Raw genomic sequence first — 21,804 nt, forward strand, 5'->3', positions numbered from 1 at the left:
GAGTCCCACCGCCTCCGCCAGAACCGGGGATTCCCCGGTTATTTTCTTAATGGCCCAAAATCAGATAATGGCCATATTGTGAGCATAGGACTCCCAATTATAGCTTCCTCTGGCACAAAACCGAAATACCTGCTGTCAAAGCTGTTGGTAGAGTTATCCCCCATCATGAATCTAAACCCTTCCGGAACAATAACCTTTACTTCTCCCGTTGCAGGATCTTGCCGAATATACTTTTCCAGACCGAGTGGTTCCAACACCGTATCGTAAAACTCCGCGTACTCAATAAGCCCCTTGTATGCCTGATACAGTCTGTAATATGGTGAAAACCTCACCGAAGGGTCATCCGGGTGAGCCAACCCAAAGAAGAACATCGGATCATAAAAGACCCCTTCCCTGACATAACGCCTTTCCTCCAGCGAAGGAGGAATGTCTCCATTAACGTACAGCTGGTAAACTGGATTAGCCGCAGTATAGTCCGGAGCCCTCTTGAGTTCAAGAACATCACCGGGCTTTCCAACCAACCGCTTCACGTATTTCACGTGGCCCCTGTATTCTGCGGGTGCGAAGAAATCCATAAACTTGTCGAAGGCCCTGAGATACTTCTGAGACTCGATGTCTACGTAAGGTGTCCAGAATACGACGATATCTCCGTAATCAGGCTGTCTGTATTCGTATGTAATCTTCTCCACAAATAACCTGGCGGGAGGATTTATGGTAGGTATCATAGAACCCGTCGGAACTAGCATAGTCTCAAAAACAAACAGACGAATTATCGTTCCAAAGACAATCGCGTAAAGAATCGCCTTTCCCCACTCCTTCACTTCGTGGAGAAAGCGCGATCCTTTTTTGTCAGAGGCCTTTTCCGACTTCTTAGCAGACACTAGGCCTCAGTCCCTTTTCTCTTTTATCTTTACCTTACCCTGCACGTCTCTAATGTAGTAGATCTTCGCTCTCCTAACTTTTCCTCTTCTCAGAACCTCAATCTTTTCAAGAGAAGGACTTGTAAATGGGAAAATCCTCTCTACTCCAACTCCTGCAGCCCCCACTCTTCTAACAGTAAACGACTTGCCCGTTCCACTGCCCCTGATGCCCATAACAATACCTTCAAAGGCCTGTATCCTTTCCTTGTTCCCTTCTCTTATTCTTACGCTTACCCGTACAGTATCGCCCGGGCCAATCTGTGGAAGATCTTCTCTCAAATGTTCGTTTTCCAGAGATCTTATGTACTGATCCATCTTAATCCCTCCTAACTTCTATTGTATCCTCGTGAATTAATCTGTCTAATATTATCGCAACCGCCGCCCTGACCGAGAGATGATTGAAATCCGAATCTGCTCTCAGCGGCTCAAGCGAATAGTCGCAAGTCTTCTCAATTTCCTTGGGCAAGCCCCAACTTGTTCCAAAAAGAAGAAGATGAGGTTTCTCACTTGATATGATAACCTTCCTCATTTCCTCATAAGTTAGTCTGTCTATTCCCTTCTTGGCCGAAGTGAATATAAGAACCGGTTTCTTACCCTCAATCCTATCGATTTCTTCAATAACGTCTTCGATGTACGACGCCCTCTTAACAACAGTAAGGGCCTCACTTCTACTAGGATTGTACTCTCTTCCGAACTCCTCAAGCCAGTAATTAAGAACATTATCTACTATTTCTCTCTGCGCGGGAAGATTGCTCACTACGAAGTAGCCCTTGATGTTGTACGTTCTGCATGTTCGGGCAATATCGTGCACATCGAGATTAGTAACCGCGCTGGAAACGATATTTCCATGCCTACCCAAAACTGGGTAGTGAATTAGAGCAAGGTATATGTTATTCAGCATCTCTTTTCAGCTCCTTGAAGAGCGCAAGCAAGGCCTTCTTATCCGTCAAATCGAAATCATGCTTCAAAAAGACATCCGGTCTTCTCTCCATAGTCCTCTTCAAACTCTCGATCCTTCTGTAAATCTCTATCATCTCATGATTCCCGCTAAGGAGCTCGTCGGGCACCTTCATACCGTTCAGTTCTCTCGGTCTTGTGTAATGAGGATGATCAAGGAGTTCAGAGAAGAATGAATCGTTTATCACCGACTCCATATCCCCCACCACACCGGGCACAAATCTTGAGATAGCCTCTATCATGAGCATTGCAGGAACTTCTCCACCGCTAAGTACGAAGTCTCCCACCGAAAGCTCTTCGTCAACTACATTCATAACTCTTTCGTCTATTCCCTCATATCGACCACAGATGAAGGCAATACTTTCTAACCTACTTAGTTCCTGAGCCTTGTTATTGTCAAAGACCTTACCCTGAGGAGATGCATAGATTACGTAGGGTTTGGTTCCTTCGTCGGACAGACTCTCAACTGCCTTCAGAATTGGTTCGGCCTTCATTACTAGACCGCTTCCCCCTCCAAAAGGGTAGTCGTCGGTGGTCCTGTGACGATCCTCCGTGAAATCTCTTATATCGATGGCTCTAAAGAATATAATCTCTCTTTCTATTGCTCGCGATATGACTCCCCAGCTGAAAACCGTTTCAAAGAGCCGTGGGAAGATCGTCAAGACGTCGATTCTCATCCAGACTTAACCTCTTCAAATTCCATAGTCTTCGCAACTATAGTCTTCCCATCTACATTCAACTCGACAATGTAATCCTTTATTAGAGGTATCAGCTCTTCCTTCACGGTTAAGTCCTTCTGATCTCGAACAACAACCATAACATCGTTTGCGCCGGTGTCGATGATGTCGTTCACCATACCAATAAGTCGACCTTTTTCATCGTAGACACTGCAACCAAGAATCTGGAAGTAGTAATACTCTCCTTCTCCAAGTTCAGGCAAGGCCTGCCTTTCGATATATATGTGGAAGCCCACAAACCTCTCTGCCTGAACCATCGAGTCAACACCGTCAAAGTGTACAATCCATCCCTTCGCTGCTTTCCTGACTCCGTCTAAAGATACTCTAAGCTGAGATCCCGTTTTCTCGTTGTACAGTAAGACATCCTCGATACCTCTGAACACTTCTTCGTCTTCTAGAGAAATCTTGGCCTTCATCTCGCCCCGAAGACCGTGTGGCTTGACTATCCTTCCCACAGGGATCATGTCCTCAGAAAGGCCGCCTCTCAAATCGCTCATCGAACCACCTTTAGGATGAAACTCTCCTTCGACGAGCCTGCGAGAGCATTGAGAAGAACATTCACTGACTTTATGGTTCTGCCATCTTTTCCGATTATCTGGCCGACATCTTCTTCTGCAGCACTTATTTCAAAGACCGTGTTTCCGTTTTCGTCAGTTGTCTGATCTACGGCAATCTGATCAGGGTTTCTAACTATTCCCTTCAGAATATGTTCAAGCACTTCCTTCATTACTCCGTTTTCTCTCCTGACTCTTTTACGAGTTTGAGTTCATGAACCTTCTTCATAACTCCAAACTTTGCGAGAATAGATCTCGCGGTTTCCGTTGGCTGCGCACCCTTCATAATCCATTCTACAGCCTTGTCGACATCAACACTCATGATTCCCGGATCCCTTATGGGATCATAGAAACCTAGAGAGTCAATATATGCTCCGTCTCTACGTTTCTGAGAATCTACCACGACAAGCCTGTAAAACGGCCTGTTTCTTCTACCCATTCTTGTTAGCCTTATTCTTACCATTCTTTGCGTACACCTCCTGATTCTTTACTATCTAAAATGGAAATCCTTTCATACTTTTGAACAGCTTTCCCTTCTTTCCAAACTGCTTCATCATGCTTCTCATCTGATCATATGACTTCAAGAGCTTGTTCACATCCTGGATAGTCGTACCGCTGCCTCTTGCAACCCTTTGTTTTCTTGAGTAGTTCAGAAGCTTGGGGTTTCTCCTCTCTTTCGAGGTCATTGAGCTTATAATCGCTTCCGTTCGCTTCATGCTTTTCTCGCTTCCCGCAAGATCCACGTCTTTGGGTGCTCCGGGAATCATTTCCATGATGTCTGCTATGGAACCCAGCTTCTTCACTTCCTTAAGCTGGTTTAGAAAGTCCTCAAGATCGAACTTGTTCTTGAGAAACTTCTCTTCCATCTCTTTTGCCTTTTCCTCGTCTATGTTCAACTGCAGTTTATCTATTAGTGATAGTACGTCTCCCATGCCAAGTATTCGACCGGTCACTCTGTCTGGATAGAAAGTCTCAATCCCATCGGGCTTCTCGGAAATCCCTATGAACTTGACCGGTTTGCCCGTCACATGCCGTATCGATAGAATCACTCCGCCTCTGGCATCTCCATCTAGCTTCGTCACAACGAACCCCGACAGCTCAAGCGCTTCATTAAATGCCTTTGCAGAATTCACTGCATCCTGACCAGTCATCGCGTCAACAACCATTAGGATCTCGTCGGGCTTGACCGTGGCAACGATCTCTCTGAGTTCACTCATCATTGTTTCATCTATATGAAGCCGTCCGGCCGTATCTAGAATTACCACATCGTTAATATTCTTTACTGCCTGCTGAACCGCTTCCTTAGCAATTCTCACCGGATTCTTTCTTTCGCCGGTGAAAACGGGCAAATCTATCTGCTTTCCGAGCTGAATAAGCTGATCAATAGCAGCCGGTCTGTAAACATCTGCTGCAACAAGGAGAGGTTTCTTGCCTTCCTTTCTCAGTAGAGCACCGAGCTTGGCAGTAGTCGTCGTCTTTCCGCTGCCCTGAAGACCTACCATCATGATTATGGCAGGCTGACTAGAAAGCCTCAACGGAACCGACTTCTCACCAAGCATCTTGATCAGCTCATCCCTAACGATCTTTATGAACTGTTGATCCGGTGTGAAAGACTTCAGCACCTCTTCACCAAGAGCCTTTTCTGTTACCCCTCCTATAAACTCTTTGACAACCTTGTAGTTGACATCGGCTTCTAGGAGCGACAGCTTAACTTGCTTAACGGCGTCTTCTATATTCTTTTCCGAGATCCTTCCTTTTCCACTCAGCAGCTTAAATGCTCTGCCAAGTTTGTCCTGGAGATTCTCAAACATCTAAACACCTCCGCAGCCTGAAAAGTATACAACGGGCCGGCGCAAGAATGTTGAACTTATCTGAACAACAACTGCGATTATCATCTACTTATATTAATTTTTAATTACCACACTAATATCAATATACTTAATTCACCTATATACTTGCAAATAATTTCTTAAGCAATGCTATCAACCGCCAAATGGCGAAGAGGCTAAACATTCTTCTAAAGAAGATTATGGCATCGAAGCGGCGCGTGCTATCTAGTCAGATGAATTAAGTTCTCTGTAACAATCCCTGCAGACGGCTATATATTTCTCCATTCCACCCACATCTATCTCACTATCTATCGAACCCGAAATCCTGTGCGTAACGGTTGCATTGTACTCGCCACACCTGTGGCATACGGCCTTCTTTTTGACGACTTCATCTGCAGCCGCCATCAAACTTGCAGTGACGGTAAAAGGCCTGTGTTTGAAACTGAGATCTAACCCCACACAGAAGACATCAATCCCGCTAAATACTATCTCTTCCACTACCTCTAGCAGACTTTGATCGAAAAAGTTAGTCTCATCTATGAAAATCGCGTCGAGCTTCTCCTTTTCCAGTGAAACGATTTCTCGGATTTTTGAAGAGTCTTCCACGTTAATGGCCTCTGCCATCTGTCCCGAGTGACTAACCACATGATTAGAGGAGTATCTGTTATCAATTATCGGCTTGAAAACCTTTATTCTCTTTCTTCCAAGTGTATATATCTCTATCATGGATAGAAGTGTCGAAGTCTTCCCGGAATACATTGGTCCCGCAACAACTGTTAGTTTCCCAGACATATGCTCAACCCCTTATAGAGTTATCAATGACGGCTCTCTTATGAAGCACGAACTGCTCTAGCGATCGTTCCTGATAGCAGAACTCGCTGCTGATCTCAACGGCCTCTCTTATGGCGCCATCGATGGTCCTTCCTGCAAGAATCATGATCGACAAGATCGCTCCAAACAAATCTCCGCTGCCGAAACGACTCTCACCGATTCTACGGGGTTTGTAATCATGTCCCCCGTAAGAGGCTCCTTTTGACGATGCCTTAGTAATCACTCTCTTGTCTTTCTTGTCAAAGGCCATATAATCATTGGCGAGAATAAGGTCGTACAACGAAAGTCCTCCGTTCCCCCTATATTCGTGCCCAGGAGAAGGATCGAGCACCTTTAAACGAGACTTAATGGCGCTCACCGTCGCAGCAGCCGACTGGCCTATCTCTAGAGTACTGTAAATAAGATCAAACTCCTCTTTTAGCAAAATGCCGATCAGCTCTTCTTCAATACCGACTATCGACGGCTTTTCCACGGCGAGAACTTCATTCTTCCTAAAAAGAAACTTTCCTCTTGAACACTCTGATCTAATTGGGATAGACTTGAACTCCCATTGGCTCGATTCACCAGGGCCAAAACAGCTCAGAAAAAGGACATCAACACCAAACAAGGAAAGGCAGTTTGCCACATTGAAGCCCGATCCTCCAGTAGCCTGGATTATTCTGGCATTGTGTCCACTGCCTGAGACCTCAATATCCTCTAGATATCCGCCGACAACAAGAGCCCGAGCCCTACTTCGTTCTGTAGAGTCTGTCACCTGCATCTCCTAATCCAGGAATGATATAGGCATGATCATTCAGTTTTTCATCAAGAGCTGCGGTAAAGACCTTCACATCGGGATGATTCTTCTGTATGAAACTAACTCCTTCGGGAGCTGCAATCAAACACATCAAAGAGATCTGTTTCCCTCCTGCTTTCTTGACCAGTTTAAGGGCCCAAGATGACGAAACACCCGTTGCCAGCATTGGATCCAGCACAAATATCTGAGTCGTTTCGTCGATCTTTGGCAGTTTTGAGTAATACTCAACGGGTTGAATCGTGTCGGGATCTCTGTATATGCCGATATAACCGACTGATGCGTTAGGCATTAGGGAGAGAACGCCCTCAACCATGCCCAATCCAGCTCTAAGAATCGGAACAACAGTCACCTTCTTATCTTCGATACTTTGACCGATCATCTTCACGAGTGGAGTAGTTATCTCTTTCTCAAAAGTTGGGATATGCCTTGTAGCCTCATAAGTAAGTAACAGAGTGATTTCTTTCAGGAGTTCCCTAAACTCCTTTGGACCGGTTTGATCATCTCTCATTATTCCTAGCTTGTGCTGAATGAGCGGATGGTTAACTATCGTGAGCTGATCAAACACCTGCATCACTCCTGTGGACCAGATCCGGGTAGAGCGGGAATTTCTCAGCCAAAGCCTTGACCTCTTCGCTTATCTCTCTCACCTTTGTCTGAGATATCTCTCCCTTATCTCCTTCTATGCTCTTAAGGACTCTGATTATCAAGTCCGCAATAATTGGCATTTCCTTCTCAGTCATTCCCCTTGTAGTAACCGCAGGGGTTCCAATTCTTATGCCACTGGTTACGAAAGGAGATCTTGTCTCCCTAGGTATTGTGTTCTTATTAACCGTAATGTCAGCCTTTTCAAGTGCTTTCTCGGCAGACTTACCGGTGACATTTATTGGAGTCAAATCTACCAGGAAGAGATGTGTGTCCGTCCCTCCCGAGACTATCCTTAGACCTTTCTCTTCAAGAGACTTCGCCAAATAACGAGTATTCTCGACAATACTCTGCTGATAGACTTTGAATTCATCTCTGAGAGCCTCTCCAAATGATACTGCTTTCGAGGCGATTACATGCATCAGCGGACCGCCCTGAGTTCCCGGGAACACCATCTTGTCAACCGCTTTGGCGATTTCTTCACTATTGGTAAGTATCATTCCACCGCGAGGTCCTCTCAATGTCTTGTGAGTAGTAGTGGTTACTATATGGGCGAAATCAAGCGGGTTGGGATGAATTCCTGCCGCAACCAAGCCGGCAAAATGCGCCATGTCAACCATCAGTACTGCACCGACTTCATCGGCGATCTCCCTGAACTTCTTGAAATCGATTATTCTAGAATAAGCACTCCCGCCAGCCACAATTACTGAAGGCTTCGACTCGAGGGCAATCCTTCTGACTTCTTTGTAATCGATTACCTCACTCTCCTCATCAACTCCATAAGCGACAACGTTGAAAAGCTTTCCAGAAAAGTTTACCGGTGATCCGTGGGTGAGGTGGCCCCCGTGACTAAGAGACATTCCCATTATAGTATCGCCCGGTTTGGCAATAGCCAGATAGGCAGCCATGTTTGCCTGGGAGCCCGAGTGAGGCTGAACGTTTGAAAACCCCGCATCGAAAAGCTTTTTGGCTCTCTCTCGTGCAAGCTCCTCGACCTCGTCGACAAAAACACAGCCTCCGTAGTATCTTTTGGACGGGTAACCTTCCGCATATTTGTTTGTCATCACTGATCCCATCGCCTCCATGACGGCTTTAGAGACGAAATTCTCAGAAGCGATCAGTTCGAGCCCATTTCTTTGTCTATCAAGCTCTTTGACCATAATATCGAATACTTGTCTATCGGTTCTCTCCAAAGATTCCCACATGCAAAAAACCTCCTAAAGGATTCTATTCGAACATCTTCTTCAACGAAACATCGTATGGTGCACGAGCAATTCCCTTTTCAGTAATTATCCCGGTTATAAGGCTTGATGGAGTAATATCAAATGCAGGGTTGAAACACTTGACACCCTCGGGGGCTATCTGATAATCCCCAATTTGTGTTATCTCAAGATGGCTTCTCTCCTCTATCGGAATCCCATCACCACTTTTGGTCAGAAGATCCACTGTGCTCAGCGGTGCAACAATGTAGAAGGGAATCCCGTGTTTTTGAGCAAGAATGGCAACCGAATAGGTTCCGATCTTGTTTGCCGTATCACCGTTAGCGGCGATCCTGTCTGCCCCGACCAACACTAGATCGACTAACCCCTTCTTCATAACCCATCCTGCCATATTGTCGCAGATAAGAGTAACATCGATTCCTGATTTCATAAGCTCCCAAGCCGTCAGCCTAGCCCCTTGGAGATACGGTCGAGTCTCATCGGCATAAACCGATATCTTTTTGCCTTGCTCCACGGCCGCCCTCATCACACCTAGTGCCGTTCCATAATCCACAGTCGCGAGTGCTCCTGCGTTGCAATGAGTAAGTATTCCGTCACCGTCTCTCACAACAGTTGCACCGTTTTTCCCAATCGTCATATTGATCTCAATATCTTCCTCTGCAATTGCAAGCGCTTCGCTCTCAAGACTCTCTGCTAACCTTTTTCTATCTAATTCACGATGGGTGTTGAGTGTCTTTTCCATTCTGTTGAGAGCCCAGAAAAGATTTACGGCCGTAGGTCTGCTTTCTGAGAGCCTTCTCTTCACCAAATCCATATGGTCGAAGAACACTTCCTTAGAGCTTGCCAGAACCTCTTTAGCACCAAGGAGATAACCAAATGCCGCGCTTGCTCCTATCGCAGGGGCTCCTCGGATCACCATATCCCTTATCGCATGATACACGTCTTCGTGGGTCTGGCATTCAACATACTTTTCAACTGAAGGTAGTTTTCTTTGGTCTATTAGTATCAGTCGATCTTCTTTCCATTCAAGCGTGATACTCTTGAACTTTCCCACTAGATATTCACCCTCTTAACGATCTCTTTCACCGTTGAGCGGTATGCGACTTCAAGTTCAGACCCTCTCATGTGAGTAACGATGCTTTTGCCGTTGTCCGAAAAACCTACTAGCGTAGGATCGAAGGGGAGCGACCCTAAAAGGGGGATGCTGAAGAGAGTCTCGAGATTCTTCCCTCCACCTTCTCCAAATAACTTCGTGATTTCTCCACAGTGCGGGCATCTCATATATGACATGTTTTCCACAATTCCCAGTGGGTTCCTGTGCATTGTCTCTACCAGATTGATCGCTCTCTTCACATCCTGAACTGCAACGGCTTGAGGTGTAGTAACTATAAGCGCCATTATATCAGGAAGAGTCTGAAGAACTGTCAAAGGCTCGTCGCCGGTACCTGGAGGAGAGTCAATTACGAGGAAGTCGAGCTCTCCCCACGCAACATCACCAAGAAACTGATAGATCGCCGTTGTCTTCATTGGACCACGCCAAATAACCGGAGCATCTTCTTCAACGAAACTTGAAATGCTTATTACCTTAAGATTTGGTAGAACTTCGGGAGGAAAAATCTGTCCTTCTACGACTTCGGGCTGCTTTTTCAGACCTACCATCCTGGCAACGTTTGGTCCATGAAGATCAATATCCATCAGACCCGTCTTGAAGCCTTCATCCGCAAGAGCCAGCGCCAGATTAACCGCGACCGTCGACTTGCCGACTCCACCTTTACCTGACATCACTAGTATTTTGTTCTTTATTGACTTAACGTTTTCTCTTATGCTTTCCATCCTCTCAGCCATCTCTTGTGGATTCAATTTCTTTCGCCCCCATATTCAATCCTCATTGTAAGATCTACCGAATTCTTCAGCATTGCCGAGACGGAGCAATATCTTTCCTGAGAAAGGACAACTGCCTTTTCAATCTTATCCTTCGGCAGATCTTTGCCCGAGAAGTGATATACGAGTTCGATACTCGTGAAAACCTTCGGATGTTCCTTCGCATACTCATAGTTTGCAGAAATCCAGTACTCGTAATCTGTAACCTTCATCTTGGAAAGAATCAAAACAACATCCATTGAAGTGCAACCCATCAAGGCAGCCATTACCGTCTCCATTGGAGTCGGTGCCGATCCATCGCCTCCGGAACTTTCCTTTGCATCCATATGTATATCATGGCCAGAAGGAGTCTTCGCGTAGAAGGCCATCTTCCCTATTCTCTTAGCAGAGTATTCCATTGTCTCATCCCCTCACAAAAAAAAAGGGCCTAAGCCCCTTTCAGTTACCGTTCAGTGCCGATTTGGCAATCTCGCAATACTCTTTGAATGTGCCGAAATCATTGACCGCAAGATCAGCCAGCATCTTTCTGTTGATGTTCACACCGGCCAATTTCAAACCGTGAATGAGATCGTTGTACTTCGTACCGGCAATTCTAGCACCAGCATTTATCCTGGTTATCCATAGCTTTCGGAAATCTCTCTTTCTGATCTTCCTTCCAGCATATGCGTAGACTCCCGATCTTATGTAATACTGCTTTGCAAGTCTGTATCTTCTGCTCAACGCACCTCTATAGCCTTTCGCGGCCTTCAAGTATTTCAGCTTTTTCTTTTTGGAGTTCACTCCACCTTTTACTCGCATCTAAATCTCACCTCTCAGAAGGGTCAAATGCCCAGGCTTTTCTTTACTTTCTTCTCATATCCGCCTTCGACCAATTTCCATTTTCGGGCCTCTCGGCGGCTGCTTTCGCTCTTCTTACCGGTATTATGACCAGTTCCAGACTGGTTTCTCATTATCTTTCCACTACCGGTTACCTTATATCTTTTGGCACTTGCCTTATGAGGCTTCATCTTTACTTTGTTGCCCATTATCTTTACCTCCTTGAGGAGCTGCCTTTGGCTTAAGAATCATCCACATATCTCTTCCCTCCAACTTTGGAGGACGGTCGATATCGGAAATTAGTTGAAGCTGATCTGCAACTCTTTCGAGAATCTCTCTCCCTTTATCTGAAAAGACGATCTCCCTTCCTCTAAACATTATGACCACCCTAACTTTGCTTCCCTTTTCAAGAAACTCTTTGATCCTGTTCGTCTTCGTCTGGAAATCGTGCTCATCGATCCTGATCCTGAATTTCATTTCTTTGAGTTGAGACTGTTTCGTCTTCTTCTTTGCTTCCTTCTTGCGCTTGTCCTTTTCGTATTTATACTTACCGTAGTCCATAATTCTTGCTACAGGAGGATTTGCTGATGGAGCAACAAGAACCAGATCGAGTCCTTTTTCTCTTGCGATTCTCAATGCCTCCGTTGTCTGTACTACTCCAAGCTGTTCTCCGTCAATGTCAACGAGTCTAACAGTCTTCGTCATTATTTCGTTGTTTTTCGGTGTTGAATCACCTCTTACGATACTACATCACCTCTCATAAAAAAATTGGCGGAACAACCCGCCATGTCAATAACCAGTTTTCAAGCTATTGACCCCTCAACCTTTGGGCGGGGGTGGGAGAAGATCTCCACTTAATACTACTTTCTGGTGAGCCGTGCAGGGATCGAACCTGCAACCTATTGATTAAGAATCAATCGCTCTGCCTGCTGAGCTAACGGCCCACTGACGGTATTTATTGTATCCCATGCGAATGAACCTGTCAACCGGGTTTCAACGATAAAGGTCATCCCTGAAGTTAGAAAAATACCCGTGTGAATCGCGGGTTTCACTGTACCGGTACTTCTTCACAAGCTTGGTATCAATATCGGTAGAAGCGAAGCCTTCTGCACCACCGCAATCTACAAGAATTTCGCCTGAGGGAGACACAATTCTGCTCTCTCCGACGAAGTTAATCGATCTACCGACTCCACATTGGCTTGCAGCAACGACAAAACATGCGTTTTCTATCGCACGAGCTCTCGTTGCAACATCGAAAATCGTTCTTCTCTCTCTCCCAAAAGCGAAGGGAATCAATAGAATCTCTGCTCCATTCAGACAGAGTTTTCTTGAGATTTCGGGGAATCCTACTTCGTAGCACATTAGCACTCCGAAACTGACTCCAGAATACTCGAATGACCTGAATTCGCTTCCAGGAGTGAAGACCTTTTTCTCGTCTCGAAAGAGATGAGTCTTGTTGTAGTAGATTGGTTCGAGGTACGGCAACATTATCACCGTGGAATTGAAAACAGCCCCATCCTTTCTGTTGACCATCCCACCTACTATGGCGATATCGTTATAATCCGCAAGTGCAGACAGAACTTCCACGGTTTCTTCTTGCATCTCAATCGCGTTGTTCACTGTGGTCTCGTCCGTTCCGTATCCACTATTGAACATCTCGGGAAGGAGCACTAGATCCACTTCTTCTTCTACTAGATTCTCTATGTAGTTAGTCGCTCTCTCAAGGTTTTCTCCAGGTTCATCGTTATACGCTCTAAACTGCACGATTCCGATTCTTACTTTACCTGCACTACTCATTACTGTCTTCACCACCCTGCATAAAAGGGCTCTTAGCCAAAGGTTTGAAAATCCTTCTGACATCCTGCGCAGCAACTAGCAGCATTAGTACTACCGTAAGAACGATTCCACTATTTCCCAGCCGAAAATAAGCTATTCTTCCCATAGCAACTCCTACCAGAATCCAGTATCCCAGCGAGAAGACCACTGCCAGCCGTCTTTTCTGGTGAAGTAAGCCGTAAAAGCCAGACACACCTTGAGCCGCAACCAGAATCATGACCTCGGTTCTGTAGATTGTGCCGGTTGTATCATGAAAGTAGCCGAATATGAGAACCACATAGAAAAGAATCATCGTGAGATTCTGTATTCTAGCCACTCGATCCGTCTTGTTTCCGAGAATCATTCCCGGAAGGATTACTAACACGGCTATCACCGAGTCTAAGAATTGGTAATTGAGAAATGGCATCAGGAAAAGCGGAACAAGCGAGAAAAGTATCCTATAAAGCATCAGTAACCGTTATCTTCAAGCCACTTCTGGGCCTTTTCCTTCGACTCCTGTCCTTGAGCAACAAAAGCCGGTTGCAGATCCAACTCAACAACCCTTTTGTAGTACTGCGCCGCCAGATCTTTCTTCTTCCATACTTCATACAGAACGGCCAGCTCGTAGTAGCTGTTGATGTATTCAGGATCATTTTCAATGGCCTTCAGGAATCGTTCTTCCGACTTTCCGTAATTTCGGTATGGCCAGGGAGTATCCCTATCTCTCATGCCTTTAGCAATAAACGGAAACGGGCTGTCGGGCATCAGTTCCATAGCTTTGTCAATACTCTTGTCGAAGTCAGTTATCAGGAACATCGACTGGATTATGCCCGCCATTTGTGCCAGCTGACCGATTGCCGCCCCTTTCACGTAATACGCCATTCCGTAAGAGGCATCCATCTCTATAGCCTTCTCGGCAAGCTCTCTTGCCTTCTTATAATGAGTCTCTCTCGATTTCTTGTCTTCGATCCAGTTCGCGTATTCTCTGTGCGAATCAGCTAACAAAGTAAGAATCTCTATGTTTCCCATGTCCTCCAACTCAAGCTTTCCTATGAACGCTGACATCATCTCTACATTCTCTAAAGCTCTTATTCCAACGAATTCAGAATACAGAGTCTCATAATCAGAAGCGAGGATCATGACTGAACACACGATCAAAAATACAACTGTAAGCAGTTTCTTCATGTAAAGGTACACCTCCCAAAGAAGATTGTATGATAGGAATATTATATAACTACATGATCAAAAGATGCCGGAGGAAGTCTGATGGATAAATTTCTAGTGGTTAGATATGGAGAAATCGCCCTTAAGCAAGGAAACAGGAAGTTGTTTGAGAAAACCCTGGTGAACAACATTAAGAGACAGCTTGGAAGCTCCACAGTAGAAAGAATCAGAGGCCGAATCATTGTTTCGGTACCCTCCGAGAGACTCAAAGCTGCTACAGAAGTTGCGTCAAGAACATTCGGAATTCAGAACTTCAGTGTCGGCACATGGACTTCATATGATCTGGAGGACATCTATCGAACTTCCGTTGACCTCGCTCATGAAGAGATTATGAGAGGAAGAAGAACCTTCAAGGTTGAAACAAGGAGACTGGACAAGAGATTCCCGCTTAAGAGCATTGAACTGAACCCTTTAGTAGGTGAGCGGATTCTTGAGAAAATCCCTGAGACATCTGTTGATCTTCACAACCCCGATTTCAAAATCGAGATCGAGATAAGAGATGAGGGAGTTCTCGTTTCTTGCGGAAAGACAACCGCGAGCGGAGGTCTCCCGGTTGGAGTAAGTGGCAGAGCAATGCTTATGCTTTCTGGAGGTATAGACAGTCCTGTGGCAGGGTGGCTCGCTCAGAAAAGGGGGTTGGATCTAGATGCCATTCACTTCTCCAGTCCACCTTACACGGGAGAGAAAGCTTTTGACAAAGTTCTCTCTCTTGCAAGAACGCTTTCTCTGTACAACGGGGGCAGGGAGTTCAGAATGTATTCCGTTCACTTCACCGAAGCTCAAATTGCTATCCATAAGCACGTTGAAGAGAGATACAGCCTTCTATGCCAGAGAAGGCTCATGATGAGAATCGCCAGCAAGATTGCCGAGAATAATGGGATAGTTGCTATCGTAACAGGAGAGAACCTTGGGCAGGTTGCCAGCCAGACCCTGGAAAACCTTAGGGTCATAGAAGAACAGACAGGGCTGATCGTACTCAGACCGCTCGTTACTTACGATAAAATCGAGACGATAGAACTGGCGAAGAGAATTGGCACATTCGGTACATCGATACTGCCGTATGAAGATTGTTGTACTGTGTTTGTTCCTTCAAATCCAGCTACCAAAGCGAGATTATTCGATATCAACCGGGTTGAGGCCGGTCTTGACTTCGAAGACTTAGGTGCAAGAGCACTTGACAAGTCGAGAATGTACAGGTTGAAGAATGGAGAGGTATTGGAGGTAGGAGTCATTGGGGTTCCTCAAGAAGATTCTTAGTCTGCTCGTTACGATCTGGATAGCCGTAATCGGGGTTCTTTATATCTACGTTTACGGGGGAATCGTTATTCTCATCGGAAATCTCATAGGTAAGCTCAAGGGGAAGAAAGAGCGGAAGACATTCATATCCCGCGAAGTGTCGAGGTTTGGCCGTGCGGCCTTTATTCTTTCAGGTTCAAGAGTTAAGGTAGTAGGCAAAGAAAACGTGCCGCAGACAGGCTCTATGGTGATAGTAGCAAATCATCAGAGCGCATTCGACATTCCTCTGATTCCCGGCTATGTGTACGCAGAAATCTCTTTTATTGCGAAGAAGGAATTATCGAAGATTCCGGGAATCAATTGGTTTGTTAGCGCTCTCGACGGAGTGTACATCGAAAGGGGAAACAAATCGCAGACCGCAGGAGCAATGAGAAAGATATTCCGGATACTGAAAGAAGACGGAACGATTCTGCTCTTTCCAGAAGGAACGCGGAGCACCGGCGGCGAGATTGGGGAATTCAAAGAGGGAAGTCTTTCGATACCCTTTAAGCTTGGAATAAGGGTTCTGCCTGTTGCCCTGGACGGAACACGAAATCTCCTTAAGAAGAATAGCTTCCTAATAACTCCGTCAAGGATATCTCTTTCGATATGTAAACCGGTCTTGCCCGAAGATTTCGAATCCGAGGAAGAGTTCAGTGAAGCAGTCTATAATATAATTAAGGGGTCACTGGAATCACTTAGAAATTGAGGTGGGTTTTATGTTACAGGTAAGACTTAGGGGTCTGGCTCTTGATCAGAGCAATTCTCCGGTAGTCATACTAGAAGTCGAAAAGACAAACAAAGGCTTTGGAATATGGATAGGTCCGTTTGAAGCGGAGGCCCTTGCCCTTGCAGTGAGTGGAAAGGACTTTCCCAGACCGTTGACGTATGATCTGTTCTTGAATACAGTCTTACAGCTTGGCGGGACTTTCAAAAAGGCGGTTATCGGCCAGGTGAAAGACAACATATACTACGCTTCCTTGCACTTACAGGACAGAAACGGTCAGCTGCATGTTATTGATGCGCGTCCTTCAGACTGTTTGGTGCTTGCAGTGAAGAAAGGCTTTCCGATATTCGTGGAAGATGCCGTTTTCATGGAAAGCTCTATTGATTTGAGCAGTCTTCAGGCCGATGCTCTTCACCAGGGTCAAGAAGAAGACAATGATAGCTTCAAGAAATTCGTTGAGAACCTTGACATCGAAGAACTGAAAAAACACTTCAGAAGAGACCAGGATAATGAGACTAGCTGAGTTCATACCATTCTTCAATCGAAGACTTGAACAGTTTCTAGATGGGTTGCCGGTCGCCGGACCCTTGAAAGAGGTCGTTTCTTACACTCCCCTATCAGGGGGAAAGAGACTTAGAGCATATCTTATCTGGGAGCTCTCAAAGGTTACGGCTTTTGGAGATGAAAACTCCATGACAGCCGGCATGGCTGTCGAACTCTTCCACAGCGGAAGCCTCATCCACGACGACTTACCTGAAATAGACAACGACAGTATTAGGCGTGGTCAGCCTTCTAGTCATGTGAAGTTCGGCGAGTGCAAAGCCATACTTGCCGGGGACTATCTTATGTTGTTACCTCAAAGACTCCTCTCTTCTCTGAACCTCGACTGTGATTTCAAACAGACTTTGATCAAACTATGGCATGAGACTTCGCTGAAAGTTGTTGAAGGCGAATTTGAAGATGTGTTTCCCCAAGAAAGATCCAGAGAACAGATGGAGAGAATTCATGCCGCAAAGACCGGCGCCCTTTTCGGCTTCTGCTTCGCGGCTCCATTTGTGGTAGAGAGCGAACAGAGGCTCAATGAGATGCATCGATTAGGCTTAAAATTCGGTAAGCTATTTCAGTTTTTGGACGACATAAAAGACGTAACCTCCACAGAGCGAGAACTCGGAAAGACTCCGGGAAAAGACGGAATCCAAGACAAACTGACCATTCTTTCATTTGAATCGATTGAAAGTGCTCAGTCAAGAGTTGAAGGGATGTTTCATAAGCTTCTAGAAGAAATATCCGTCTTCACAGATCTAAAGAGCGAGATGGTGGAAATCTACGACCTCATCGCGAGAAGATAAGCTAAAACCCAAGAAACCTTGATTTCAAGGCTCTTCTGAAATCGTTTGCGTCTGAGTATCTCTTCTCTGCAACCAGAGACATCGATTTGTCTAGAATGCGCCTCGCTTTTCTTGTGAACTCATCAAATACAAGCGGAATTCCTTTCATTCTATCTGTCGAAGGAACTGGATCTCTTCCACAAAGAAGGAAGTATAGAATCCCTCCTACAGAATAGACATCCCATGAAGAACTGGGACGCGAGGACGAAAAGAACTTCTCAGGACAGGCATAACTCAGGGAGACCACTTTCGAGAGAGAGTTGATAAGGTAGACATCCTTCAGACAGGCCGCACCAAAATCCATCACCTTGATTTTACCGTAGTCCGTCATCATCACGTTTGTTGGTTTTAGATCACTGTGAATATAGCCTCTATTGTGAATAGATGCGACTCCCTTCAGAATCTCATCGATTACTTCATAAGCCCTCGAATCCTCCATTGCCCCATCTGCTCTCACTGCATCTCTCAAGGTCTTTCCGCTTACGAACTCCATAACGTAGTAGGCGGTGTTGTTTTCTGTGAAAAGATCAAGAACCTTCACAACCCTGTCATCTTCGATTTTGGACAGAATAGTGAACTCCTCTGAGAAAGAAGAAAGTTTCTCATAATATACATCCTTCAGATCACTGTCTACTGGCTTTACATTGTTGTTTTCTCTTTCAACACCTCTTGGAAAGAACTCCTTCACGGCCACTTTAGTTCCCATGTGAAAATCCGAGCACAAATAGGTCAGCCCGAACCCGCCCCTCCCCAATGGCTCGATCACTCTGTAGCGCTTCTTCAAAATCGTCCCTTCGCCGAGGTAGTATTCTATTATGATCACCTCTAGTAGAATAATATCATCATTGCAAGAAAAGGCGGTAGACAAATGGTAGTTGATTTTCACTGTCATTCCGATCATTCGGACGGAACTGACCCGGTTACGATAGTAGTTGAGAAGGCTCATGAAAAAGCTATATCTGTTCTTTCTATCACAGATCACGACACGCTTTCCGGTCAGAAAGATGCTGCAGAGCTTTCTTCGAAGATGGGTATTGCTTACGTAAAAGGAGTGGAGATTGGTTGTGATTTTCACGAGACTCTGGATATATTGGGTTACGGAATGGTTTCTACAGAAGACTCAATCGAAAAACATCTTGAACAGATACGACTAAAGAGGAACCTAAGAAATACAAGGATTCTCTATAAGTTGCGTTCACTTGGAATCGATATAACTGATGAAGAGCTGGAAAGCTCGTTTCCGGGCGAGAGTCTTGGAAGGCCTCACATTGCAAGCCTGATTGTCAAGAAGGGTTACGCAGAATCAAATGAAGATGCCTTTGAAAGATTCATTGGCAAATACGGAATTGCCTATGTTGAGAAGGAGAGGCTGTCAATAAAGTCAGCGATTGAACTTATCCTTTCGGCAAAGGGGATTCCGGTCCTTGCTCATCCTATTTCCATGATGCTTAATCGAGAGGATACAGTGGAGATGATTAAGAGAATGATGTTCTACGGATTGAGAGGGATCGAGGTTTTCTACAAGGTGTACGATCTAGAGACAAGAAACGAGCTTCTTCAGATTTCCGAAGATCTGGGGTTGCTTGCATCGGGAGGCAGCGACTACCATGGAGAGCACAAAAAGAATCTGGAGCTGGGCATAGAGATTCCAGACGACATTGTTTACAGATTTCTTGAGTCGCTATCTGCGGACGATAACGCTCCTCAAAAGTCTCAATAGCGTTTTGAGATCGGTGTGAAGAGATCGGAAGAGCATACCTGAATCTTTTGCTGTGTCCTTTGAGTGCAGCGGAAAGCGGTTCTTCGAGGCGCTCCCTTTCAAAGTGAATTCATCTCTTCAGCACGGTTAAACAGCCGAGATTCTTCTTTCTCGCCCGATCAGCGACCTAAGTCATTCATGCTTTCCGACTTGCCAGAAGTAGACTCAGTCATCTTTGTTACTAGAAAGTATGGAATAACTGGCCAAAGCTATCGAAGCAAGTTTTGAAGGAGCGGAGTCGGCTCTGGAAACAATGACGATGGGCGCCGCAGCTCCGAGAATCAGCCCCGCAATTGTTCCGCCTGCAAGGTATACTGCCGATTTTCCCAAGATGTTTCCGCTTACGATATCCGGAACAACAAGCAGATCTGCCTTTCCTGCAACTGGACCAGATATCCTCTTAATCTCTGCTGCTATAATCGATAGTGCGTTATCCATTCCTAGAGGTCCATCCACATCGCACCCGGTGAGCTGTCCTCTTTGAGACATCTTCGAGATAACCGCAGCATCAAGCGTTTCCGGCATATCTTCATTTACAACTTCTACAGCAGCAACCAATGCCACTCTTGGTCTTTCGTACCCGATGGACTTCAGAAAGGCGACCGCGTTCTCAATTATCGATACTTTTGTCGCCAAATCTGGTCGGATCACCATACCGCCATCAGTAACAAAAACCACCCTATCAAGTACCGGAACATCTAGAGCCGCAACATGGCTCAGAACTTTCCCCGATCTCAGACCCCAATCCTTGTTAAGAACAGCCTTGAGCAGTGTCGATGTCTTGACAAGGCCTTTCATAACAATGTCGGCGTCTCCTGACCTCACAAGTCTAATACCCTTCTCGCAGGCTTCTTCGGGAGTTGACGCATTGATTACTTCACCATAGAGTCCCTCTTCACTGAGAATAGCTCTAGTCTTTTCTTTTTCTCCAACCAGAAAAGGCTTCGCTATTCCTTCATCGGATGCAAGTTTAAGAGCCCTGATGGCCTCGCGGTCGTCAGAACCAACAAGAACTACCTTTCGTGGCCCCCTTGCTTTAGCCAAAGAAATCATCTCAGAAAAATCTCTCAACTGAAACCCTCCTCGCCTTTACTACTTTCGTTATAAGTATAGCTCATGATTTGAGAATTCTATGCAAACCGTGTACTGAAAGGAGTTATCTCTCTAGCCAACGAGAGGTATACGCGTTATATCCTTTGACATTTAGGACAGAAGTAGATCTTGCCCCCAAATAATCTTGTCTCTCAATGTTTCTGCCGCATCTAGGGCAGGGCCCATCATAGGTAGTTCTTCCGATTTTCATAGTGTATTCGCCAGCTTTTCCAAACAGGTCTCTTTCAGTTTCCCTACCACCGTTGTCGGCCATGTTCTTGAGCACGTTCTTTATTGAGTTTAATAGCCTTTGCCTATCGTCGGAAGAAAGCGAATCCACCTTTGCCTTTGGATGAAGCTCCGCAGTCCATAAGATATCCTGCAAAGTGCCGTTACCAAGACCCGGTATTCGCTGTTCGGTTGCTAAAAATGCCTTTAGACTGAGCTTCTCGGACTTCTCAGTCTCGAAGAGTCTCAAATAGTAGCTCTCATCGAAATCACTGTGCAGGGGAGAAGGTTTTTCCTGTGCAACTGAATAGTAGATGTTGTCAAAGCCTCCTTGGCTGAAACACCACAGTCCGCCGTATAACTGAATGCCTACGCACAAGAATGAACCATCACTGAACTCAATTGTTAGTTGTGACTTCCGATTCGGTTCTTCATTTCGATCAAACAGCCTGGGAATGGCTCCATCGGAGAATACAATCCGCTTGTCGTCAGCCATGATTTCAACCATTCCACCGATTGCCCTACCCCCGCAGATGTATGAATCGCGCATTAGAGTATCGTAATCGTTGGGGTCGCCAAGGTAGAAAGAGAACCTGCCAGGACTTGCGGGATCTTAATACCTTTGATTCTCTTACCAGCCATGCTCTCATTGATCTGATCTGCCAGTACCACAACCTCTGGAATCTCAATCATAGAAACCTCAGGTTTACTGTACCATATTCTTGAGAACAAACTTCTATGAAGGGCGGCGGCTAGAAGTACACATCCTCCTATTCCAGATATACACCTAGAAGTAACCCTCCACCAGTACGGGGGAAACGTCTCGCCAAACTGCCGGAAGAGTGGGAATCAGCTCAGTCACTTCGGGACACCCCGTGAGAATTCATACATCAGTCTCTTATCAAGAAAGCTTCACTCACAGACTTTACTCTGAAAAAAGTCCCGGGTTCGGCCCCGGGATATTCTATGCCTCTGATTCTCAAAACATTATTCATCGCGCAGATTCATGAGCTGCATCTCTCATCTAGCACTTCATGAAAGACGAGAACAACAGAACCATCGTATGCAAGCAACTGATGAATCTAATCTTAGTTAGCTCCAGTAGTTTCTCCA

Annotated in this window: 30 protein-coding genes and 1 tRNA gene; 5 read left to right on the forward strand and 26 right to left on the reverse strand. The window is 45.6% G+C overall.

Annotated elements, in window-relative coordinates:
• Positions 1–38: 38 nt before the first annotated feature.
• The 22 genes from lepB to B3N33_RS03195 all read right to left on the reverse strand — a co-directional run bounded on the left by lepB (position 39) and on the right by B3N33_RS03195 (position 14,183).
• On the reverse strand, positions 39–881 hold the full coding sequence (lepB, locus tag B3N33_RS03090) for a signal peptidase I (protein WP_214060765.1): 843 nt from the start codon (positions 879–881) through the stop codon (positions 39–41).
• Between the two features lie 6 nt (positions 882–887).
• Complete coding sequence (gene rplS, locus B3N33_RS03095) at positions 888–1,235, reverse strand: 50S ribosomal protein L19 (protein WP_099829103.1); 348 nt, start codon at positions 1,233–1,235, stop codon at positions 888–890.
• 1 nt (position 1,236) lies between these two features.
• Positions 1,237–1,821 carry an RNA methyltransferase gene (locus B3N33_RS03100; RefSeq protein WP_214060766.1) on the reverse strand — a complete coding sequence of 195 codons (585 nt, stop codon included), beginning with the start codon at positions 1,819–1,821 and terminating at the stop codon, positions 1,237–1,239.
• Entirely contained in the window at positions 1,811–2,554 is a 744-nt protein-coding gene (gene trmD, locus B3N33_RS03105) for a tRNA (guanosine(37)-N1)-methyltransferase TrmD (RefSeq protein WP_292588353.1), read from the reverse strand. The genes B3N33_RS03100 and trmD overlap by 11 nt, the downstream gene beginning before the upstream one ends.
• Positions 2,551–3,111, reverse strand: a complete 561-nt coding sequence (gene rimM / locus B3N33_RS03110) for a ribosome maturation factor RimM (protein ID WP_214060768.1) — start codon at positions 3,109–3,111, stop codon at positions 2,551–2,553. The genes trmD and rimM overlap by 4 nt, the downstream gene beginning before the upstream one ends.
• The gene (locus B3N33_RS03115) at positions 3,108–3,341 is read right to left on the reverse strand and encodes a KH domain-containing protein (RefSeq protein ID WP_099829099.1); all 234 of its coding nucleotides are present in this window, start codon (positions 3,339–3,341) and stop codon (positions 3,108–3,110) included. Before B3N33_RS03115 ends, rimM begins: the two co-directional genes overlap by 4 nt.
• The gene (gene rpsP, locus B3N33_RS03120; protein WP_214078734.1) at positions 3,341–3,631 is read right to left on the reverse strand and encodes a 30S ribosomal protein S16; all 291 of its coding nucleotides are present in this window, start codon (positions 3,629–3,631) and stop codon (positions 3,341–3,343) included. Before rpsP ends, B3N33_RS03115 begins: the two co-directional genes overlap by 1 nt.
• Positions 3,632–3,662: 31 nt before the next feature.
• Positions 3,663–4,979, reverse strand: coding sequence for a signal recognition particle protein (gene ffh / locus B3N33_RS03125; RefSeq protein ID WP_214078733.1), 1,317 nt, complete (start codon positions 4,977–4,979; stop codon positions 3,663–3,665).
• A 243-nt stretch (positions 4,980–5,222) separates the two neighbouring features.
• Entirely contained in the window at positions 5,223–5,789 is a 567-nt protein-coding gene (locus B3N33_RS03130; RefSeq protein ID WP_099829096.1) for a thymidine kinase, read from the reverse strand.
• Positions 5,790–5,793: 4 nt separating this feature from the next.
• Positions 5,794–6,588: a carbohydrate kinase gene (locus B3N33_RS03135; protein ID WP_292588345.1), complete on the reverse strand. Its 795-nt coding sequence runs from the start codon at positions 6,586–6,588 to the stop codon at positions 5,794–5,796.
• Positions 6,557–7,132 carry a uracil phosphoribosyltransferase gene (gene upp / locus B3N33_RS03140; protein WP_349682150.1) on the reverse strand — a complete coding sequence of 192 codons (576 nt, stop codon included), beginning with the start codon at positions 7,130–7,132 and terminating at the stop codon, positions 6,557–6,559. The genes B3N33_RS03135 and upp overlap by 32 nt, the downstream gene beginning before the upstream one ends.
• 49 nt (positions 7,133–7,181) lie before the next feature.
• A complete protein-coding gene (gene glyA / locus B3N33_RS03145) occupies positions 7,182–8,471 on the reverse strand; it encodes a serine hydroxymethyltransferase (RefSeq protein WP_103133856.1) in 1,290 nt (429 codons plus the stop codon).
• Positions 8,472–8,493: 22 nt separating this feature from the next.
• Positions 8,494–9,540, reverse strand: a complete 1,047-nt coding sequence (mtnA, locus tag B3N33_RS03150; RefSeq protein ID WP_292588339.1) for an S-methyl-5-thioribose-1-phosphate isomerase — start codon at positions 9,538–9,540, stop codon at positions 8,494–8,496.
• Positions 9,540–10,346: an Mrp/NBP35 family ATP-binding protein gene (locus B3N33_RS03155; RefSeq protein ID WP_180979882.1), complete on the reverse strand. Its 807-nt coding sequence runs from the start codon at positions 10,344–10,346 to the stop codon at positions 9,540–9,542. Before B3N33_RS03155 ends, mtnA begins: the two co-directional genes overlap by 1 nt.
• On the reverse strand, positions 10,343–10,765 hold the full coding sequence (locus B3N33_RS03160) for an OsmC family protein (RefSeq protein ID WP_292588335.1): 423 nt from the start codon (positions 10,763–10,765) through the stop codon (positions 10,343–10,345). Before B3N33_RS03160 ends, B3N33_RS03155 begins: the two co-directional genes overlap by 4 nt.
• A gap of 40 nt (positions 10,766–10,805) precedes the next feature.
• Positions 10,806–11,165 (reverse strand): 50S ribosomal protein L20, encoded by a 360-nt coding sequence (gene rplT, locus B3N33_RS03165; RefSeq protein ID WP_214059994.1) that lies wholly within the window; start codon positions 11,163–11,165, stop codon positions 10,806–10,808.
• Positions 11,166–11,188: 23 nt separating this feature from the next.
• Positions 11,189–11,392: a 50S ribosomal protein L35 gene (rpmI, locus tag B3N33_RS03170; RefSeq protein WP_214059995.1), complete on the reverse strand. Its 204-nt coding sequence runs from the start codon at positions 11,390–11,392 to the stop codon at positions 11,189–11,191.
• Positions 11,361–11,927 carry a translation initiation factor IF-3 gene (gene infC, locus B3N33_RS03175; protein WP_292588531.1) on the reverse strand — a complete coding sequence of 189 codons (567 nt, stop codon included), beginning with the start codon at positions 11,925–11,927 and terminating at the stop codon, positions 11,361–11,363. Before infC ends, rpmI begins: the two co-directional genes overlap by 32 nt.
• A 124-nt stretch (positions 11,928–12,051) precedes the next feature.
• A tRNA-Lys gene (locus B3N33_RS03180) sits at positions 12,052–12,127 on the reverse strand.
• Positions 12,128–12,176: 49 nt separating this feature from the next.
• Positions 12,177–12,980 carry a carbon-nitrogen hydrolase family protein gene (locus B3N33_RS03185; protein WP_214059997.1) on the reverse strand — a complete coding sequence of 268 codons (804 nt, stop codon included), beginning with the start codon at positions 12,978–12,980 and terminating at the stop codon, positions 12,177–12,179.
• Positions 12,973–13,467: a hypothetical protein gene (locus B3N33_RS03190; protein ID WP_292588331.1), complete on the reverse strand. Its 495-nt coding sequence runs from the start codon at positions 13,465–13,467 to the stop codon at positions 12,973–12,975. The genes B3N33_RS03185 and B3N33_RS03190 overlap by 8 nt, the downstream gene beginning before the upstream one ends.
• Positions 13,467–14,183: a tetratricopeptide repeat protein gene (locus B3N33_RS03195; protein WP_214059999.1), complete on the reverse strand. Its 717-nt coding sequence runs from the start codon at positions 14,181–14,183 to the stop codon at positions 13,467–13,469. Before B3N33_RS03195 ends, B3N33_RS03190 begins: the two co-directional genes overlap by 1 nt.
• Positions 14,184–14,264: 81 nt before the next feature.
• On the opposite strand from B3N33_RS03195, the gene thiI reads away from it, so the two are divergent.
• The 4 genes from thiI to B3N33_RS03215 are packed head-to-tail and all read left to right on the forward strand — an operon-like array spanning position 14,265 to position 17,573.
• Positions 14,265–15,479, forward strand: coding sequence for a tRNA uracil 4-sulfurtransferase ThiI (thiI, locus tag B3N33_RS03200; RefSeq protein ID WP_292588328.1), 1,215 nt, complete (start codon positions 14,265–14,267; stop codon positions 15,477–15,479).
• The gene (locus B3N33_RS03205; protein ID WP_214078724.1) at positions 15,454–16,206 is read left to right on the forward strand and encodes a lysophospholipid acyltransferase family protein; all 753 of its coding nucleotides are present in this window, start codon (positions 15,454–15,456) and stop codon (positions 16,204–16,206) included. Before thiI ends, B3N33_RS03205 begins: the two co-directional genes overlap by 26 nt.
• A 10-nt stretch (positions 16,207–16,216) precedes the next feature.
• The gene (locus B3N33_RS03210) at positions 16,217–16,747 is read left to right on the forward strand and encodes a bifunctional nuclease family protein (protein ID WP_214061547.1); all 531 of its coding nucleotides are present in this window, start codon (positions 16,217–16,219) and stop codon (positions 16,745–16,747) included.
• Positions 16,734–17,573, forward strand: coding sequence for a polyprenyl synthetase family protein (locus B3N33_RS03215; protein WP_292588323.1), 840 nt, complete (start codon positions 16,734–16,736; stop codon positions 17,571–17,573). The genes B3N33_RS03210 and B3N33_RS03215 overlap by 14 nt, the downstream gene beginning before the upstream one ends.
• Position 17,574: 1 nt before the next feature.
• On the opposite strand, the gene B3N33_RS03220 is transcribed toward B3N33_RS03215, so the two are convergent.
• On the reverse strand, positions 17,575–18,504 hold the full coding sequence (locus B3N33_RS03220) for a serine/threonine protein kinase (RefSeq protein WP_292588321.1): 930 nt from the start codon (positions 18,502–18,504) through the stop codon (positions 17,575–17,577).
• Between B3N33_RS03220 and B3N33_RS03225 the strand changes: the two genes are divergently transcribed.
• Positions 18,481–19,332: a PHP domain-containing protein gene (locus tag B3N33_RS03225; RefSeq protein ID WP_292588319.1), complete on the forward strand. Its 852-nt coding sequence runs from the start codon at positions 18,481–18,483 to the stop codon at positions 19,330–19,332. The genes B3N33_RS03220 and B3N33_RS03225 overlap by 24 nt on opposite strands.
• Positions 19,333–19,536: 204 nt before the next feature.
• Here the strand turns inward: B3N33_RS03225 and B3N33_RS03230 are convergent, their stop codons facing one another.
• The 3 genes from B3N33_RS03230 to B3N33_RS03240 all read right to left on the reverse strand — a co-directional run bounded on the left by B3N33_RS03230 (position 19,537) and on the right by B3N33_RS03240 (position 21,384).
• Positions 19,537–20,442, reverse strand: coding sequence for a bifunctional enoyl-CoA hydratase/phosphate acetyltransferase (locus B3N33_RS03230; RefSeq protein WP_292588318.1), 906 nt, complete (start codon positions 20,440–20,442; stop codon positions 19,537–19,539).
• An 85-nt stretch (positions 20,443–20,527) separates the two neighbouring features.
• Positions 20,528–21,241 (reverse strand): hypothetical protein, encoded by a 714-nt coding sequence (locus tag B3N33_RS03235; protein ID WP_214060473.1) that lies wholly within the window; start codon positions 21,239–21,241, stop codon positions 20,528–20,530.
• A complete protein-coding gene (locus tag B3N33_RS03240; RefSeq protein WP_292588316.1) occupies positions 21,241–21,384 on the reverse strand; it encodes a hypothetical protein in 144 nt (47 codons plus the stop codon). The genes B3N33_RS03235 and B3N33_RS03240 overlap by 1 nt, the downstream gene beginning before the upstream one ends.
• Positions 21,385–21,804: the final 420 nt, after the last annotated feature.

Source organism: Mesotoga sp. UBA5825 (assembly GCF_002432955.1).
GTDB lineage: Bacteria > Thermotogota > Thermotogae > Petrotogales > Kosmotogaceae > Mesotoga.